General features: G+C 59.7%; 14 protein-coding genes and 1 pseudogene. 10 read left to right on the top strand and 5 right to left on the bottom strand.

The features are described from left to right. The first annotated feature begins 17 nt into the window (after positions 1-17). From G5S37_RS19655 to G5S37_RS19630, 6 genes are all read left to right on the top strand, one after another. On the top strand, positions 18-383 hold the full coding sequence (locus G5S37_RS19655; protein WP_165206147.1) for an AraC family transcriptional regulator: 366 nt from the start codon (positions 18-20) through the stop codon (positions 381-383). Between the two features lie 575 nt (positions 384-958). Continuing rightward, a complete protein-coding gene (locus tag G5S37_RS19650; protein WP_165206146.1) occupies positions 959-3,163 on the top strand; it encodes an ATP-binding protein in 2,205 nt (734 codons plus the stop codon). Between the two features lie 2 nt (positions 3,164-3,165). Then, on the top strand, positions 3,166-3,792 hold the full coding sequence (locus G5S37_RS19645; RefSeq protein ID WP_165211768.1) for a response regulator: 627 nt from the start codon (positions 3,166-3,168) through the stop codon (positions 3,790-3,792). A 59-nt stretch (positions 3,793-3,851) separates the two neighbouring features. Further along, positions 3,852-4,241, top strand: coding sequence for a response regulator (locus G5S37_RS19640; protein ID WP_165206145.1), 390 nt, complete (start codon positions 3,852-3,854; stop codon positions 4,239-4,241). 363 nt (positions 4,242-4,604) lie between these two features. Then, positions 4,605-4,931 carry a hypothetical protein gene (locus G5S37_RS19635; RefSeq protein WP_165206144.1) on the top strand — a complete coding sequence of 109 codons (327 nt, stop codon included), beginning with the start codon at positions 4,605-4,607 and terminating at the stop codon, positions 4,929-4,931. Between the two features lie 367 nt (positions 4,932-5,298). After that, positions 5,299-5,832 carry an outer membrane beta-barrel protein gene (locus G5S37_RS19630; protein ID WP_165206143.1) on the top strand — a complete coding sequence of 178 codons (534 nt, stop codon included), beginning with the start codon at positions 5,299-5,301 and terminating at the stop codon, positions 5,830-5,832. Positions 5,833-5,991: 159 nt separating this feature from the next. Here the strand turns inward: G5S37_RS19630 and G5S37_RS19625 are convergent, their stop codons facing one another. Both G5S37_RS19625 and G5S37_RS19620 read right to left on the bottom strand, forming a co-directional pair. Then, positions 5,992-6,171, bottom strand: a complete 180-nt coding sequence (locus tag G5S37_RS19625; protein ID WP_165206142.1) for a hypothetical protein — start codon at positions 6,169-6,171, stop codon at positions 5,992-5,994. Between the two features lie 14 nt (positions 6,172-6,185). Further along, on the bottom strand, positions 6,186-6,449 hold the full coding sequence (locus tag G5S37_RS19620; RefSeq protein WP_165206141.1) for a hypothetical protein: 264 nt from the start codon (positions 6,447-6,449) through the stop codon (positions 6,186-6,188). 795 nt (positions 6,450-7,244) lie between these two features. Here G5S37_RS19620 and G5S37_RS19615 point away from each other — a divergent pair. Then, on the top strand, positions 7,245-7,418 hold the full coding sequence (locus tag G5S37_RS19615; protein ID WP_165206140.1) for a hypothetical protein: 174 nt from the start codon (positions 7,245-7,247) through the stop codon (positions 7,416-7,418). Between the two features lie 138 nt (positions 7,419-7,556). Here G5S37_RS19615 and G5S37_RS19610 read toward each other — a convergent pair whose 3' ends face one another. The 3 genes from G5S37_RS19610 to G5S37_RS19600 all read right to left on the bottom strand — a co-directional run bounded on the left by G5S37_RS19610 (position 7,557) and on the right by G5S37_RS19600 (position 11,106). After that, complete coding sequence (locus G5S37_RS19610; protein WP_165206139.1) at positions 7,557-9,134, bottom strand: phage/plasmid primase, P4 family; 1,578 nt, start codon at positions 9,132-9,134, stop codon at positions 7,557-7,559. Positions 9,135-9,447: 313 nt separating this feature from the next. Further along, the gene (locus tag G5S37_RS19605) at positions 9,448-10,785 is read right to left on the bottom strand and encodes a hypothetical protein (RefSeq protein ID WP_165206138.1); all 1,338 of its coding nucleotides are present in this window, start codon (positions 10,783-10,785) and stop codon (positions 9,448-9,450) included. A gap of 90 nt (positions 10,786-10,875) precedes the next feature. Then, positions 10,876-11,106, bottom strand: a complete 231-nt coding sequence (locus tag G5S37_RS19600; RefSeq protein WP_165206137.1) for a helix-turn-helix domain-containing protein — start codon at positions 11,104-11,106, stop codon at positions 10,876-10,878. A gap of 322 nt (positions 11,107-11,428) precedes the next feature. On the opposite strand from G5S37_RS19600, the pseudogene G5S37_RS19595 reads away from it, so the two are divergent. From G5S37_RS19595 to G5S37_RS19585, 3 genes and pseudogenes are all read left to right on the top strand, one after another. Then, positions 11,429-12,963, top strand: a pseudogene (locus G5S37_RS19595) (arylsulfatase). A 160-nt stretch (positions 12,964-13,123) separates the two neighbouring features. Then, on the top strand, positions 13,124-13,348 hold the full coding sequence (locus G5S37_RS19590) for a hypothetical protein (protein WP_165206136.1): 225 nt from the start codon (positions 13,124-13,126) through the stop codon (positions 13,346-13,348). Between the two features lie 557 nt (positions 13,349-13,905). Further along, positions 13,906-15,570, top strand: coding sequence for an alpha/beta fold hydrolase (locus G5S37_RS19585; RefSeq protein ID WP_165206135.1), 1,665 nt, complete (start codon positions 13,906-13,908; stop codon positions 15,568-15,570). The last annotated feature ends 213 nt before the right edge of the window (positions 15,571-15,783 follow it).

The following is a 15,783-nucleotide window of genomic DNA, read 5'->3' as shown; positions in this document are numbered from 1 at the left end:
TTGCTCATCATTCATCCATGGCTCAGCTTCCTCGCCCTGCGCTTAGTGCCGCTCACCGTGTCGAACAGTTCCTGCAAAAAGAATACACGCGAACCTGGACGCTCAATACGCTCGCATCTCAATTCGAGATCAGCGGCATCGAGCTGAAGGATGCCTTCCGTGAATACACAGGAACTGATATACCACAATACATCAACCGTCTCCGCGTCGCGCGCGCGGCAGAGCTGTTGAGGCCCGGTGTCCGCATCGCGGAGGTGGCCTTCGCCGTGGGGTACAACAGCAGCAACTCGTTTGTCGATGCCTTTGAACAAATCATGGGCATGCTGCCAAGCGAGTACCGCAACACCCGCAGTGACAATAGCAGCAACGAGTCCGCCGCGTGAGCAGGGGGCGTCCCCCACATAAGCGCTAACTTGGGTTGTCGTGGATGCTTTGTCCCGGAGGGACAGTGGCTGGTAGCCGGTTGGTGGAGGGAGTCTAGACGACCGCAACCACCGGATCACGCCGTCAAAAAGATGCTCCGTTCCGGATGGGACGGTGGAGGAAGCGCGCTGGGGAAAGGGAGGCGCCATCACCATGGCACACCTTCCGGCGTGCCCTCCGGGACGCCATGATGTTTTGTCATAGATCCGGTGGTTGCGGTCGCTGATGTTGCCTTCGTTCCTCAGGCTTCACGGTTTGCGCTTCGCGTCCAGACGTGCCGCTTACGCGGCATGGTGTTCCCTCCACCGACCGGCTACCAGCCGTGCTCCCTCCGGGAGCAAATTCCAACATGACATACCAATCCAAACTGGCAGATACCCTTACCATCTTAGGTTAGCGCCTATGGAACAACCCCCCACCAAAGGGGGCACAGACGTTTGGGAGGGTGACGTGAACTTCGCCTTTCACTAAAGTTCCGTTTCATCTGTCGATAAATCCTTGCCTGTGAATGCCAATTCGGGCAGATATGGTTCCCATGGTCTGCCGGGTTCTGCTGCTGCTTCTGCTCCCGCTCCTGACGTCTGCGCTCATGGCGGAGGGGCCGCAGCATGTGCTTATCCTGCATTCCTTCGGGCGGGACTACGCGCCGAATGGGGAGGTGGCGAGCATTTTTCGTGGAGAGTTGGCACGCCAGAGTCCCAAGGCCATCGAGTTTGTGGAGGCGTCGCTGGAGATGGCCCGGTTCGACGGTGCTGAGAATGAGAAACCTCTGCTCGATTTTCTTCGGGCGGTATTCGAGAAGCAGATGCCGGACCTGGTGGTTCCTGTGGGCGGTCCCGCGGTCATGTTCTGTCGCAGGCATCGGGACACGCTCTTTCCCACAGCGCCCATGCTCCTGCTGGATGCGGAAAAGCGCCGGGTGGAGCCGCTGAAAAACGACCCCAATACGGTCTCGGTGGGCCCGGACGTGGATATCAATGCACTGGTCGGCAATATCTTCGAAGTGCTGCCGAACACGCGTCAGATTTACGTGGCCCAGGATGGTTCACCGATTGGTCAATTTTGGACCGCGGTGATGAAGCGGGAGTGGGAGGCGGCCTTCTCCCACCGCGTGACGTTTCACTGGATGAACGACCAATCTCTCAAGCAGATGCAGAGCACGGTGAGGGCGCTGCCGCCGGACTCGGTCGTGCTGGTGGGCATGATGATGCGTGATGCGGTCGGCGTGCCCATTGTGGAGGAGACAGGGCTGGAGGCAATACACCAGGCATCCAATGCGCCGGTGTTTTCCTTCAACGATGTGCAGATGGAGCATGGTACCGTGGGCGGAAGGCTGGTGCCGCAGAAGAGGGTGGCCGTGGAGGGAGCAGCGGTGGCGGCGAAACTGTTGTCCGGGGTGCCCGCCTCCAGTCTGCCGTGGCAGAGTTTCCCGCTGGAGCCGCCGGTGTATGATGCGCGTGAGCTGAAGCGGTGGAACATTCCAGAGTCCGCGCTGCCAGCGGGAGCCACTGTCCGATTCCGCCAAGTTGGGTTGTGGGAGGCGCATCGCACCTCATTCCTCGCCTTCGTCGGAGTGATTGCCCTGCAGACCGTGCTTATCGCGCTGCTGATTGCCGCACGGAAGCGGGCGAGTGAGATGACCGCCAACCTCACTCTTGCGGCGGACTCGGCAAACATCGGACTGTGGACCCGGACGTCGGGCAGGAATGAGATGGACGGTTCCGCGACGTGGCGCACCATCTTCGGCCTACCGGAGAGTGGCAGGGTTACCTTTGAAGAGGTGCTCTCCCGGGTGCACCCGGAGGACAAGTCGAACCTGAGGTCCGTCATGGAACTGGCCGCGCGGGACGGGGGTGCCTTTTCCCTGGAGCACCGTGTGGTGCATCCGGACGGGAGCGTGCGCTGGGTCTCTTCTCACGGACGTGTGCATGAATTTGGCAATCGGCAGAAGCTGGAGATTCGTGGCGCCTCCCGCGACATCACGGAGCGCCGCCGTGCCACGCAGGAGGCGCAGCAGCGCCGGGAGGAACTGGCGCATCTCTCGCGCGTGGCCACCCTGGGCGCGCTCTCCGGCTCGCTCGCGCATGAGCTGAACCAGCCGCTCGGCATCATCTTGAGCAATGCGCAGGCGGCGCGGCACCTGCTTTCCCGTGACCAGCCGGTGGAGGAGGAGATGCGGGAGCTGCGCGAAATCATCGCGGACATCATCAGTGAGGACCGCAGGGCAGGGGATGTCATCGGGCGCATGCGCACGCTGCTGCGCCGTGGGGAGGTAAACCTGCAGCCGCTGGAGGTGAACGCGAATCTGGAAGAAGTGGTGCAACTCACGCGCAGCGACCTCATCGGTCGTGGGGTGAAGGTGGACCTCCAGCTCGCGGAGGGGCTTCCCAGGGTCATGTCCGACCGGGTGCAGTTCCAGCAGGTGCTGCTCAATCTCATCACGAACGCCGTGGATGCCATGGAGGCGAGTCCTCCGGGAGAGAGGACCATTACGCTGGTGACTTGCCGGGAGGGGGACGAGGTGCGCATCGATATCCGGGATATGGGGCCGGGTTTGCCGGAGGATCCCGAGTCCCTCTTCAAGGCCTTCCACACCACGAAAGAGAACGGCATGGGACTGGGGCTCTCCATCTCCAGGGCGCTGGTGACCGCGCATGGTGGCAAGCTGTGGGCCACTCCGAATGAACCCAAAGGAGCCACTTTTCATGCGACCTTCCCGGTGGCCAAAAGCGTAACATGAACATGGAAAAGCCGGCCACCGCCACCATCGGACTCGTGGATGATGATGAAGGCATGCTGCGTGCCCTGGGCCGTCTGCTGCGTACGCATGGCTATGCCACCCGCGCCTTTGATTCCCCGGACCGCTTCCTCATGGAGCACACGCATGAGGACCTGAATTGCGTGGTGCTGGATGTCTCCATGCCAGGCTGCAATGGCCTTGAATTGCAGGAGTACTTGAACCGGTCAGGGAAACCCCTTCCCATCATCTTCCTCTCCGGAGAAGGGAACATCCCCATCAGTGTGCGGGCCATGAAGGCCGGGGCGGTGACCTTCCTCGTGAAGCCTGTCGAGGAGCACGTGCTGCTGGAATCCATTACTACTGCGCTGGAGCAGAACGATAGCAACCAAAGCGAACGCAAGGAGCTGGACTCGCTGCGTCGTCGCATGGAGAGGCTCACCGCACGTGAGCGGGAGGTGCTGGAACACGTGATCTCCGGCAAGCCCAACAAGCTCATCGCCGCGGACCTGGGATTGAGCATCCAGACCGTGAAGGTGCATCGCATGCAGGTGACGAAAAAACTCGAAATCCCCTCGGTAGCCGGCCTCGTGAGCGCCGCCAACCGACTGGGCGTGGTGCCTGCTGCATAACGCTTTAGTAGCACCAAAGTTCTATACACAAACTCGCGGGGAGGGGCCATGCTCCGGCTATGTCAGTCGAGGCACCTGTCATCGCCATTGTGGACGATGAGCCGCGGATGCGCTCAGCACTCTGCCGGCTCCTCCGCGTGCGCGGTCATGCGGCAGTGCCATTTGAAGAGCCAGCCTTGTTCCTCCTGACGTTGGAGACGCGGAAGTATGGGTGTGTGATTCTCGATTTGCATATGCCGGAAATCGACGGCTACGACGTGCTGGAGTGCCTTGCGAGTCAGCATCAGGACGTGCCCATCATTGTCATCACCGGCCACGACCAGCCCGGAAGTGTCGAGCGCGTGCAACGTCTCGGCGCGAGTGCCTATCTCACCAAGCCTGTGGATGAGGAGCCTTTGATGCGTGCGATTGAGCAAGCGCTGGGGCAGCGAAGTGGGGTGGAGCGGTAAGCGGTAAGCGGTAAGCGGTGAGCGGTGAGCGGTGAGCGGCAGGGAAGGCCGAAGGCCGTTCGAATCCTCGCGTCCGCCATGGCCACCTGCACGGGGCTGACGTTCCACCTGTATGACCTGCCACCTTGGCACGCGACTTACTCGTCCTCGAATGCATTCATAAACTCCACATACGGGAGCAACTCAAAGCACATCGCTCAATGCCCGCCCACGGATGGGTATGCATTTTTCAACAAAGTGCCTGTGACTCGGCAGCTACATCCGGTCGGCGAATCCGTGAGCCACCAAATCTGCAATCTTGGGCAATATTTAAGGGCCGCGTGACGGGCTGCATTCGATTCCCGGGTTGCTTTCTCAGACGTCATGGACCCCACCCCCGAGAATATTAGAGCCTTTCATCATGCCCGCTGGAAGGTGCGATACACCTCCTACCTTCTCGCCCTCCATGAGGGTCTGGATAACAAAGGCTCGCTGCTTTGGCTGCAACAGCGGGGGCACTATCTCAACCGCTACTCTCTGGCCAAGGAATCTCTCGCGGCATTCCCCGAGTCCTGGCACGACCTCTTTAAATTGCCTGAGGACGAGTGCTCATTGCCTCATCAAGATGACTTTTCTCCATGCTCGGGCAGTTCCTCGGCCACGGGCGCGACGACATCCTCTGGCATGATGAGCAACCAAGGCCTTCCCTGACCATCAAGAACGACCCGTTTGCCATCAATTTCTACCAACTCGCCCTCCACGCTCAGCTTTGTGCCGTCAGGGGAGAGAATTTCATGCCTTTCTGCCATTGGTAGAGGTGAGTCAGGAGGGGAAGCGAACGAGTTGGAAGTGGTTGGCGCACAATTGCTGCGCGAATAGAGAGTCGCAACCAGAGCATGAATGCAGTTTCATGCATTATGCATGAGGCTTTATGCATGATTGTATATCAGCGGGTACCCTGAATATGCCCTAGGGGTTGATACTCAGGCTTTTCAAGCGCTGCAATTTCAGTCAAATGACCTCGTTGCGATTAGAAACAATCGCTTGGCATTGCAAACAACGAACAACCACAGCTCATATGAAGACCCTATCCAGTCTCCTCCTCGCGCTTGGACTCGCGCTTCCCGCCTTCGGTGGTGAAGCCTATGTGTCCAGCAAGAATACCGTCACCCCGCCTCCGCCTCCTAGGGGCTGCGACTGCTTTAACCCCGGACTTTCCCTCGGCATCTTCGGTGCGGGCATCCTGCCTGACAGTGACGAAGACGACGCTCTCGGCGGCGGCGTACTCCTCGACTACTTTTTCACGGAGCACATCGGCCTGCAGGGCAGCTATGGCATCTTCGCCACCGACAGCGAACACCATGAGTTCGACGCAGCCCTCGTCGTGCGCTTCCCCATCACGGATCTCTGCATCGCTCCCTACATCTTGGGTGGTGCTGGTTATGCGACCAATTCGGAAGACAACTGGAACCTGTTCGTCGGCGGTGGCCTCGAAGCCCGCATTCCGGACGCTGACTGCCTCGGCATCTTCGCCGATGGCGCCTATCACTGGGGTGAAGATGACTCCGGTGATTTCACGATTGTTCGCGTGGGCCTCAAGTTCAAGCTGTAGTCGCTCACCTGGCGAGCACGATTCGCCAGCGTGAACCCTTCAGTCGCTTGGGTACCTATGCGAAAAAGGAGTTAGTTAGTTCAAATCAAATCATGCGTGTTTCCCCGTCTGTGCGTGTCGGCGCACAGGCGGGGTTTCTTTTTTCGCCGCCGCCGCAAGTCACTCCGCAGAGAACAATAGTCCCCCTGGGGACGCGGACAGCGTCGTGAGGGCAACCTCCTGGACGAGGACTTTGGGATATTCGGCGATGACCGAGTCCCCGCGGAAAAACTTCACCGAGACGCCTTCCTCCTCATACCTGTCCGCCTCCACGTGCGCGGGGCCGATGCTGACTAACACAACCTTAAACACCCTCATGAGCGCTCGTGTGCGTACGCGTTGCTGAAGAGTCCAGGCGTGGGTACGGAGAGTGGATTCTCCATCCACGACAACATGCTGTACAGACCCTCCTGTGGCTGGGCGCCGGTGGCCTCCACGCTTTTTACCGTGGAGGCAACGTACTCGGCGAGCAGACGGCCTGCGCGATAAAAGCAGACGGATTCTTCTCCGTGGGTGCAACTGTCAGCTTCAACATGGACAGTACCGAGGTGGGTGAGTTCAAGTCGAAATACTTTCATCAATGTGGGCGCAGATATACGCACCCGGACTCACGCACGTTCAAAGGTATCGTGATATTTTATTCGATGCATGTTGCACGAAAACGGATGATGCAGACTGCAATCGCCCCGCTGTCATTGAGTGCGGCGCTTCCCGGAAGCGAGAGCCCAACGAGGCGGTTCGGGATGGCCCTCCGACAACGCAAGGAGGGCAGCGGTGACGTCCCTGTTCTGTCCTTCACCGTGTACTTCCTCCACGCTCTCTATTTCCGAGAGTCGAAACTGCAGGAGCGGCTGTCCTTTGGTGTCGTGAAACACGAACCAGTCACGCCCCTGGCAGTGAATGCTCCCTTCCAGTTCAAATGCAGCCCCTTCGCTATAGGTCAGGATAAACTTCGCAGGCGACCGTGGCGTCTGAGCGGCAACAGGTTCCCCCATGGTCCCGGGTGGCGTAGTTTCGTTCGCATTGCTGAATGCAGACGGGTCGGGGAGTTGGCGAGAAAAGCCAGCCATGTCTCAGGTGTTTTGGCATTTTGGAGATAGAGCGGCAAGCGATATTTGCTCCGAGTTGCTGATGCAAAATTCCCGCTCCTCCACTTCATGCAGAGTGCACGCGTGTGTGTTCGATGAACCGTGTTGCGAGAATGCCCACCATTCCGGTGAGACTCCCATGAGACTCCATTGCGGCATGCGCGATTACAGGAAAGACTTATCAATTCGCTCCGAGATTCTGATGGGACGCACATTGACAAAACTTCACCAAAGATCCAGTTACAGGAGGGAATGCATCAATACCGGGTTGACCTCACTGTGGGCATGTTTGGCTACGTAGACGCAGACAATTGGCGTCTCCGGGAGGGGTGGTTTGAGTTTTTGGCGGGCGACGAGGTAAAAGCGCGATACCCCGAGCTGTCCGTGCTGGCCATCCGGCGCACGGGGGACGAGTTGGAGTTGATTCAGGAGTATCCTGCGCCGGAGCGCGCCGGATAGTCCGTGCATGACCTGCCCGATTCTTATCTCATCACCCAATGACGAAAGTGACAATCGTGACTCTGTTTCAAAAAGTATGCAGGAAGAATCTTCTATAGGGACTTTTTAGAACACGTTCACGCTGGTCACTTCCGTCATTCATTCGAATTGGTCTTGAGTAAAAGGGTCCGCTTCACTGCGCATGCAAAGCCCGCAGATGGCCTTGCCCTTGTTGGTGTGCTTCACCACATAGCCACGGTCCTCCAGTCGTTTGCGGAGTGATTGTTTGTTGAGTTGGGTGCGCCTACCGCTGTCGGTGGCCCATGTTTTGTATTTCTCGTACAGGTCGCTCAGCAGCACTTTGCGGTCGAGGTCCTGCGTCTGCTCCGTCGTCTCCTGGATAAACTCCCCCAACACATCCGAGTCCTCCCGGTACCCTTCCGTCGCGTTCTTCACCGCATCCGGCATGGGCAGCTTGCAGCCATTCGCGTGCCATGCCGCCAGGCCGCGAAGGCACCAGTTCAAGATACCCGGCAGCTCCGTCAGCAGTTCCTTCGGCAGGTTTTCATTGCGCTGTTCTGCTGGCACCACGGTGGTGAAGGGGACGAGGCGGACGCGGCGCCACATGCCGCCATCCGTGCCGGAGATGGTGGGGCGGTGATTGCCGAACATGACCAGCTTGCAGCTCGGGCGGAACACGAAGAAGGGCTTGTAGAGGAAGCGGGCTTTGATGCTCTCTCCGCCCGTGATGTCTTTCACGAGGGATTCATTGAGCCGCATGCCGTCGGAGACTTCGGAGCCCACGAGGAGGCGGGCGCCGGTCAGGCCTGCGAGTTCGCCGAGCACGTTGTTATCCGTGGGCTTGTCCGCGAGCATGCCGCCGGCCTTCTGGCCGTAGCCGCCGCAGAGATGGAAGAGCGTTTCCAGGAAGGTGGTCTTGCCATTCGACCCGGTGCCGTAGAGGAACCAGAAGCACTGCGCGCCGGTGTCCCCCGTGAGCCAGTAGCCCGCGCTCACCTGCATGAAGTGCCGCACCTGCGGGTCGGGCAATATCTGCTCCACAAAGGCCTCCCACTTCGGACAGGCGGCGGCGGCGTCATAGGTGACGCGGGCAGACTTGGTCATCATGAGGTCGCGCTGCGGCGGGTGGAACTCGCATTTCCGCAGGTCCAGCACGCCATTCTCCACGCCGAGCAGGAAGGGGTCGGCATCCCACATGTCCATGGTGCGAAGGCTCACGCGGGAGTCGGAGCTGGCGGCGACCAGCATGGCCCTCATGTCCGCGAGGTTTCCCAGGTCGCGACCGCGCTTCATGAGTTCATTGCCCTCGGCGGGGTAGCTGCACTCGGCGGATTGTCGGAGGATTTCCTCGGAGAAATACTTCGCCCGCTCCTGCATGCCCGCACCGGGGTCCAGTTCCCAAGAGGCGCCGTTCCACTCGACCCACTGCTTCCGGCACCAGCAGTAGCGCACGTCTGCATGATGGCGGCTGAGGAACTCCAGGGCATTGCGATTGTCGTTGTAGATGCCATCTACGGGAGTCACGGCGAGCACGGTCACGGCTCCGTCATCCTCCTCAGTCACTTGTACGCTCACCGGTTCGGCGAGGGTGAGCTGCGCCTGGTGGGTGCGGCGCTCGTTTTCTTTCCCACGGCGATAGGAGCGCGTGTTGCGCAGGTCGCGGGAATTGTTGGGGTCGGGCGGAGGCGGAGGCGGTGGTGTCGGAGGTGTCGTCATGGGTAAGAAAAATGGTATGGGCGGGGAGTAGCGCGTGAACGTGAGGTTCTTGATGTGGAAGCTGTGACGCGCAGCGTCCCTGGACTGCGTGCAGCCTGCTGCCGCTTTCCTGAAGTGCAGCCTGCTGCACACTCCACCGCGACGAAGTCGCCAAGCTCTTCTAGAGAGGTCACATCACGAGTGAGGGTCATCATCGCCACAGCAGGCTGTGGACTCTGGAAAGCGGCAGCAGGCTGCCGCAGTCCAGGGACGCTGCGCGTCACAGCGCTTGGATCATTCGCGCGGCTTCCATTTTCTGGTGATGAGCACGACATCATGCGAGTGCGAAGATATCCTTGAGATACTCCCGCAAATCATCCGGGGCACGCTGCACACACCCCTGAAAGTGAATGTCATCATCGGGTGATGCGTTCTGATACACCCGGGACACCACGTCTCCGAGGTCCTTGCAAGCAACGGGCAGCGGCACGGGCTCCAGCTGCACCTGCGCTCCGGCTCCCTCCAGCTCAACCAGCCAGGCACCGGCGGCCTCCCACCCGGTCGTACCAGCATCGGGAACGATATGCACCTTCCTCCCGGCCAGCGCGTGCAACAAGTACGGGTCACGCGCAAACCTCGATGACGCACTCACCGCTGCGAGGCAGGTCCAGTCCAGCGCATCCCGCGCCATCATGAGCGCGGCGATGGCCTCCACCAGGCCAATCACGCCTTCCACGAGTAGTACCGGGCACTGGCTGCCCAAGGCCCATTTCCTGCCAATGAAAGCGCCCTCGGAACCGGGAAGGTTCTTCGCCTTGCTCTGCTGCCTGCCGCCCTGCACCGGGAGCAAGCCGCCGTCGAAGCGGCGTGCCTGGGCAAACGTCCCCTCGCCCATGATGAAGCAGTCGTGCCCCTCGTAGTGCGCCTTGCCCAGCAGGCCGGCGCGTCTCACCACCTCCACGGCGGCACACGGCACCTTGCGCAGGATGGCGATGCGGTCGCGGTCGTCATCCGTGAGCGGGGAGAAGGCGGGCCATGGGGGTGTGCGACGCTCTCTCTCAAGGAGCGGCTGCCTCACGTGGCGCCCATGACTTGGGTGGAAAGGCGAACCCGCTCCTGAGCCGCAGTTGAAGGGAGCGTGGACACTCTTGTCCGCCGTTCTGTCGTGTGTCTTGCTGCTTTGGTGTGGAGAGAGGTGATGCTGCGAGTCAGAAGCTGCTCGTGGAATGGGGCCTTGCCTGCTGGATGAAAGAGGGTGGTGCGTCAGGGATGGCGGACAGGAGTGTCCACGCTCCTTTGACTGAGGCTCCGCCTCTACAGCTCCCACCACCGGCACTGGGCCAGTGCCGCTCCTTGGACTGTATGCCTTTTGGTGTGATGGGGTGTGATGCCGTTGCCGCTCCCGCTGCAGCACATACCCCTCTGGCCTGTCCGCCTTCGCTCCGTCCGCAATCTTGTGCCGCATCTCCGTCGGGGACCATCGGGGCCGGGCGTGCGTCTCATTCCACTCGGAGAGCAATTCCATGCCCTCCGCTTCGCTCAGGGAGAATCCCCGCATGAGCACCACGGCCACCTTGAACATGGCCGCGCTCCCTCCTTCGCCCTGCACCGAGTCCTCCATGCGCGAAATGTACGTGCGCGCCCGCTCCTTCACCTTCCATCGAAATTCCATAACGGTATAGGACAATATAGGATGTTATACGAAAAATGGATATACCCACGCGGACATAGCTCCGCCCAGGAAGCTCCTTCGTCCTCAGACTCAAGCCTTCACATCCACCACCGGTCTGAGTGCGGGCACTTCAGACTCACGCAGCACCCGCTCCACCTCCTCAGGCGCATACAGGATGCGCCCTCCTCGTTTGAAGTAGCTGATGCGGCGCGCTGTCCGCAGTCTGGCGAGCTGTTGCTCACTGAACCCAAGCCGCGCCCGTGCCTGTGCTGTCGTCAGCAGTTCCCTCGGTCCTGTCTTTTCCTCCGTCGTCGTTGTCATCGCTTGTAGGAAGTAGCCACCACTGGTTCTTGGTGACTATACACCTTACCGCCGAATCCACCGCCGTCTAGTATTTTGTCAGTGTACTCCCCGGGGTTTTTTGGAATTGCCCTGAATTGCTGAATGGGAAGATGCCGCCTCACGGCCCCGGCGTGTCTCTGCCTCCTGATCCAGGGATTTAGGCCTGATTGTACCAAGGTACAATATCGGGGCGCGCTGACGGTGCATAGAGTGGGGGTTCAGTGACTTCACAAAGAGGAAGCACGGCGCCTGCGAATTTTGGGGCGTGCAGTAGTGCAACGAGGAATAAAAGCCAATGCACATGAAAACAACACGACTGAAATACTGGGGCGCCGCCCTGCTCACTGCGGCGTTCGTGTCGGCAGCTCCTGCTGCTGATAAGAAACCGAACGTCCTCATCATCTGGGGTGACGACATCGGCACATGGAACATCAGCCACAACAACCGTGGCATGATGGGCTACAAGACGCCGAACATTGACCGTATTGCGAAGGAGGGCGTATCCTTCACCGACTACTACGGCCAGCAGAGCTGTACCGCTGGACGCGCGGCCTTCATCAGCGGCTCCGTGCCATGACGAAGGTGGGCCTGCCCGGTGCGAAGGAAGGCTGGCAGAAGACGGACTGCACCATGGCGACCGTCATGAAGAGCCAGGGCTATGCCACCGGTCAGTTCGGCAAGAACCACCAGGGGGACCGCGATGAGCATCTCCCCACGCAGCACGGCTTCGATGAATACTTCGGCAGCCTGTACCACCTCAACGCGTCTGAAGAGCCGGAGAACCGCGACTACCCGAAGGACCCTGAGTTTCTCAAAAAGTTCGGTCCGCGCGGCGTGATTCAGGCCACTGCTGACGGCAAGATCACCGACACCGGCCCGCTCACGAAGAAGCGCATGGAGACCATCGATGAGGAAACGCTGGCCAAGGCCAAGGACTTCATCGAGCGCCAGCACAAGGCAGGCAAGCCCTTCTTTTGCTGGTGGAATGCCACACGCATGCACTTCCGCACCCACGTGAAGGAGGAACACATCGGCATCTCCGGGCAGGATGAATACGGTGATGGCATGGTCGAGCACGACATGCAGGTCGGCGAGCTGCTCAAGCTTATCGACGAGCTCGGCCTCGCGAATGATACCATCGTGCAATACTCGACGGACAACGGCCCGCACTACAATGCCTGGCCGGATGCCGCCACCACACAGTTCCGCAGCGAGAAGAACTCAAACTGGGAAGGCGCGTACCGCGTGCCGTGCTTCGTCCGCTGGCCGGGACACTGGCAGGCGGGCGTGACGCTCAATGGCATCGTAGCCCACGAAGATTGGTTCCCGACCCTCGCCGCCATCGCAGGTGCACCTGACATCAAGGAAAAGCTCAAGGCAGGTGTGGAACTGAACGGGCGCAAATATCACAACTACATCGATGGCTACGACCTGAACGACTATCTCAGCGGAAAGACCGACAAGTCACCCCGCAATGAGTTCTGGTATGTGAACGACGACGGACAAGTCGTTGCCGCACGCTACAGCGACTGGAAGGTCGTCTTCCTTGAGAACCGTGGCGAAGCCTTTGGTGTCTGGCGTGAGCCCTTCACTGAGCTGCGCGTGCCGCTGCTGTTCAATCTGCGTCGTGATCCGTTCGAGAAGTCCCAGCACAACTCGAATACCTACAACGACTGGTTCCTCAGCCGCGTGTTCGTTCTTGTGCCCATCCAGCAATTGGCCGGGAACTTTCTCATGACCATGAAGGAGTTTCCGCCGAGTCAGAGCCCAGGCTCTTTCAACCTGGAGAAGATTCAGAAGCAAATCGGCGCCGCCACCAGCGAGGGCACCAAGTAAGAATCAAGAAGTGTCACGGCGGAGCGTCGCGTGCCGACGCTCCGCCTTGTTCCCCCTCGCGAATCCTCTTCAAGCGATGACGCCTGCGACTGTTTCCGGTCGCAGGCGTTATCGGCTCAAAACTCCCAGAACCACAATCCGACCTATCAGGGTCACCACCATGAAAACGAATCGGATTCTCATTCTGTCGCTCGCCGGTCTCGCCGCCGGCCTGCTGCCATCATGCGTCGGCCACGTGGATCGCGTGGAAGACCGTGTGGACCGTCGTGAAGATCGCTATGACCGCCGCCACTACAGCGGCCCGGGTGATCGCGCGGAGGACTACTGGGACAAACGCGAGAACGTGAATGACAAGTTCCGCGGGCGACGCGGGCTGATGTATTAATGTGATGCCACGTTTCTGAAATAATTCTGATGTATCCGACATGGCGTGGAACCATTCATGCATGCTCGAGAACGTAGTGCGCTTTTACGCCGAAGGCGTTGCACATTGACCAGCCCAAGGTCAGCTTGCGAAGCAAGCGCCACCTTGGGTAGTGGTCAGAAGTGGGTCGAACGCCGAAGGTGTTCCACAGAACGACGCTGGGGCTAGATGACGTGACTTTTCGATAGACCGTCTTTGTAGAACACCTTCGGCGTTCATGGATCGTTGTGCTGTCCCAGGGTGGCGCCCGCTTCGCGGGCTGACCCTGGGCTATGCATGTACAACACCTTCGGTGTAGGAGCATCTGGGAATAAGCTTTGCTTGAGTCGCGCTCTTCCAAGGAATCTCAGGTGGCACCATCTCAGTAAACCTGTGAACTAAACAAGCTTGAACTCTACACTCGATAGATGAAAATGTAGAGTCGGGGTATCCACTGCGAAAACACAGCGAACACGGGTCGTTGCAAGGCGGCGCTCGTTGATATGCATCACTCCAAAAAACCGAAAGGCCCGCTTCAAATGAGTAGCTGCTTCTCTCGATTTCTTCTCGTCGTTGTCCTGGGTGTCCTCACTTCCTGCTCGACCTATTCCACGGCCACCAAGCAGCGCCTCACCTACTCGTCACCCACGCCTGCGGGGCAGTTGATTGCCCACGGAGAGAAGCTCTCTCCCGCAGAGCCGCTCGCCCAACTCGGCGCCTATCTCGATGCCACTGCCGCAGCCAGCGCCGTGCTCGCGAAGCAGCCCGGTGACACGCAGGCGCGTGCTGACTACAACTTCGCCGTCGCACGCATCTTTGAAATCATCTCCGATGCCGGACTGGAGCCGTGGAAGGCGCCGGTGCGCTGCCCCGGAGCCAGCCAGGAGTGGAACCTCTCCTTCAAGACAGACCCGCGGCCGGATCACAACCCTGCCAACTACAGTCTCGTCTCGCCCGACCGTTATCGTTTCAAGGGGAAACTCGTCGTCCAGCAGGATGACAAGGCCGGTCTCGGTGCCTCACTGATAGCCAGGAGCAAGGTGCCGGATGCGACACAGATCGATCCCTTCGCCCAGGGCAAGCACATCTACTACGGAGTCACCGGCTTGGCGGATGTGAAGGGAAACAATGCCACCCTCACCCTATACGATCCACTCTCAGTGGAGAACGTGAGCATGGACGGCCACACGTATCCACTCGCGGCGAATTTCACCGCGCCCATTGCTCTGGCCCTCGCGGAGCTGAAGCCTCGCAAGCGTGAGCTGGGTGGGTTGTTCAAGCCGGATGAGTTTGCCACGGGACCGCGACTGGCGCGCTTGCAGCCCTACGATCCCAAGAAGATTCCCATCCTCTGCATTCATGGTCTCGGAGATTCCCAGGCCACCTGGGCACCGATGATTGAATCCCTCCGCTCGGACCCGGTCATCCGGGAGAACTATCAAATCTGGTTCTTCAGCTACGCCTCGGGTTATCCCTATCCGGCGAGTGCCGCCTTCCTGCGGCAGAAGATGGACCTCATCAATGCCCGCTACCCGGACCACAAGAAGATTGTCGTCCTCGGTCACAGCATGGGTGGCATGATCAGCCGCACGCTCATGACAGACAGTGGCATGAAGCTCTGGTACGCCATCTATGACAAGTCACCCGAAGAAACGCCCTTCGAAAATGAGGAGACGCGCAAGCTCATGACGGACGCGCTCATCTTTAAACATCGCCCGGAGATTTCTCGCGTCACCTTCCTCTCGCCCTCGCATCGCGGCGCAGACATGGCCACCAATTTCTTCGGACGCCTGGGCTCCAAGCTCATCGGCGGCCCCAAGAATCTCCTGAAGGGTGATACCTCCGCGCTGGCTGTGGCGAAGCCGAACTCCCGGGGAGCACACTTGAAGAAGATGCCCAACAGCATTGACTTTCTGGACCCGGAGAACCGCTTCGTGGTTGCCCTTGCGGAGTTGCCCCTGGCTCCGGGCATACCGTTTCACAGCATCCTGGGTGACCGTGGCAAGGGAGGGAACAAGGACCGCACCAAGCCGGTGAGTTCAGACGGCATCGTGCCCTACTGGAGCAGCCACCTCGACGGTGCGGAGAGCGAAGTCATCATCCCCAGTGGTCACTGGACAAACCAGCACCCCCAGGGCATCGCCGAAGTGCGGCGGATTCTCTATCAGCACCTCGGCAAGGAGCTGAAGGTGGTTTCGCAGTAGCCGGTTTCCAGAAGGGACATCATCATCGTGTGATGTGTATTATACCAAAGGAGGTTGAGAGCGGGCCTTCAAGCTGACGAACTTACCCAGCGTGTTGCGGCAGGCCCAAGGAGAGGGGACATTCCTGTCCCCATGGAAGTACGAACTACACCTTCAAGCTCTCAATAGCTCCCTTCGTGTAAATGAGGCGACTGCTTCGCAGGGAGCGGCACC

Source organism: Roseimicrobium sp. ORNL1 (assembly GCF_011044495.1).
Classification (GTDB): domain Bacteria; phylum Verrucomicrobiota; class Verrucomicrobiia; order Verrucomicrobiales; family Verrucomicrobiaceae; genus Roseimicrobium.
This window is presented reverse-complemented; position numbering and strand designations above follow the sequence as displayed.

Coding starts and splice junctions, on each gene's coding strand:
- G5S37_RS19655 (WP_165206147.1), top strand. CDS start 18: ATGGCTCAGCTTCCTCGCCCTGCGCTTAGTGCCGCTCACCGTGTCGAA.
- G5S37_RS19650 (WP_165206146.1), top strand. CDS start 959: ATGGTCTGCCGGGTTCTGCTGCTGCTTCTGCTCCCGCTCCTGACGTCT.
- G5S37_RS19645 (WP_165211768.1), top strand. CDS start 3,166: ATGGAAAAGCCGGCCACCGCCACCATCGGACTCGTGGATGATGATGAA.
- G5S37_RS19640 (WP_165206145.1), top strand. CDS start 3,852: ATGTCAGTCGAGGCACCTGTCATCGCCATTGTGGACGATGAGCCGCGG.
- G5S37_RS19635 (WP_165206144.1), top strand. CDS start 4,605: ATGGACCCCACCCCCGAGAATATTAGAGCCTTTCATCATGCCCGCTGG.
- G5S37_RS19630 (WP_165206143.1), top strand. CDS start 5,299: ATGAAGACCCTATCCAGTCTCCTCCTCGCGCTTGGACTCGCGCTTCCC.
- G5S37_RS19620 (WP_165206141.1), bottom strand. CDS start 6,449: ATGAAAGTATTTCGACTTGAACTCACCCACCTCGGTACTGTCCATGTT.
- G5S37_RS19615 (WP_165206140.1), top strand. CDS start 7,245: ATGTTTGGCTACGTAGACGCAGACAATTGGCGTCTCCGGGAGGGGTGG.
- G5S37_RS19610 (WP_165206139.1), bottom strand. CDS start 9,134: ATGACGACACCTCCGACACCACCGCCTCCGCCTCCGCCCGACCCCAAC.
- G5S37_RS19605 (WP_165206138.1), bottom strand. CDS start 10,785: ATGGAATTTCGATGGAAGGTGAAGGAGCGGGCGCGCACGTACATTTCG.
- G5S37_RS19600 (WP_165206137.1), bottom strand. CDS start 11,106: ATGACAACGACGACGGAGGAAAAGACAGGACCGAGGGAACTGCTGACG.
- G5S37_RS19590 (WP_165206136.1), top strand. CDS start 13,124: ATGAAAACGAATCGGATTCTCATTCTGTCGCTCGCCGGTCTCGCCGCC.
- G5S37_RS19585 (WP_165206135.1), top strand. CDS start 13,906: ATGAGTAGCTGCTTCTCTCGATTTCTTCTCGTCGTTGTCCTGGGTGTC.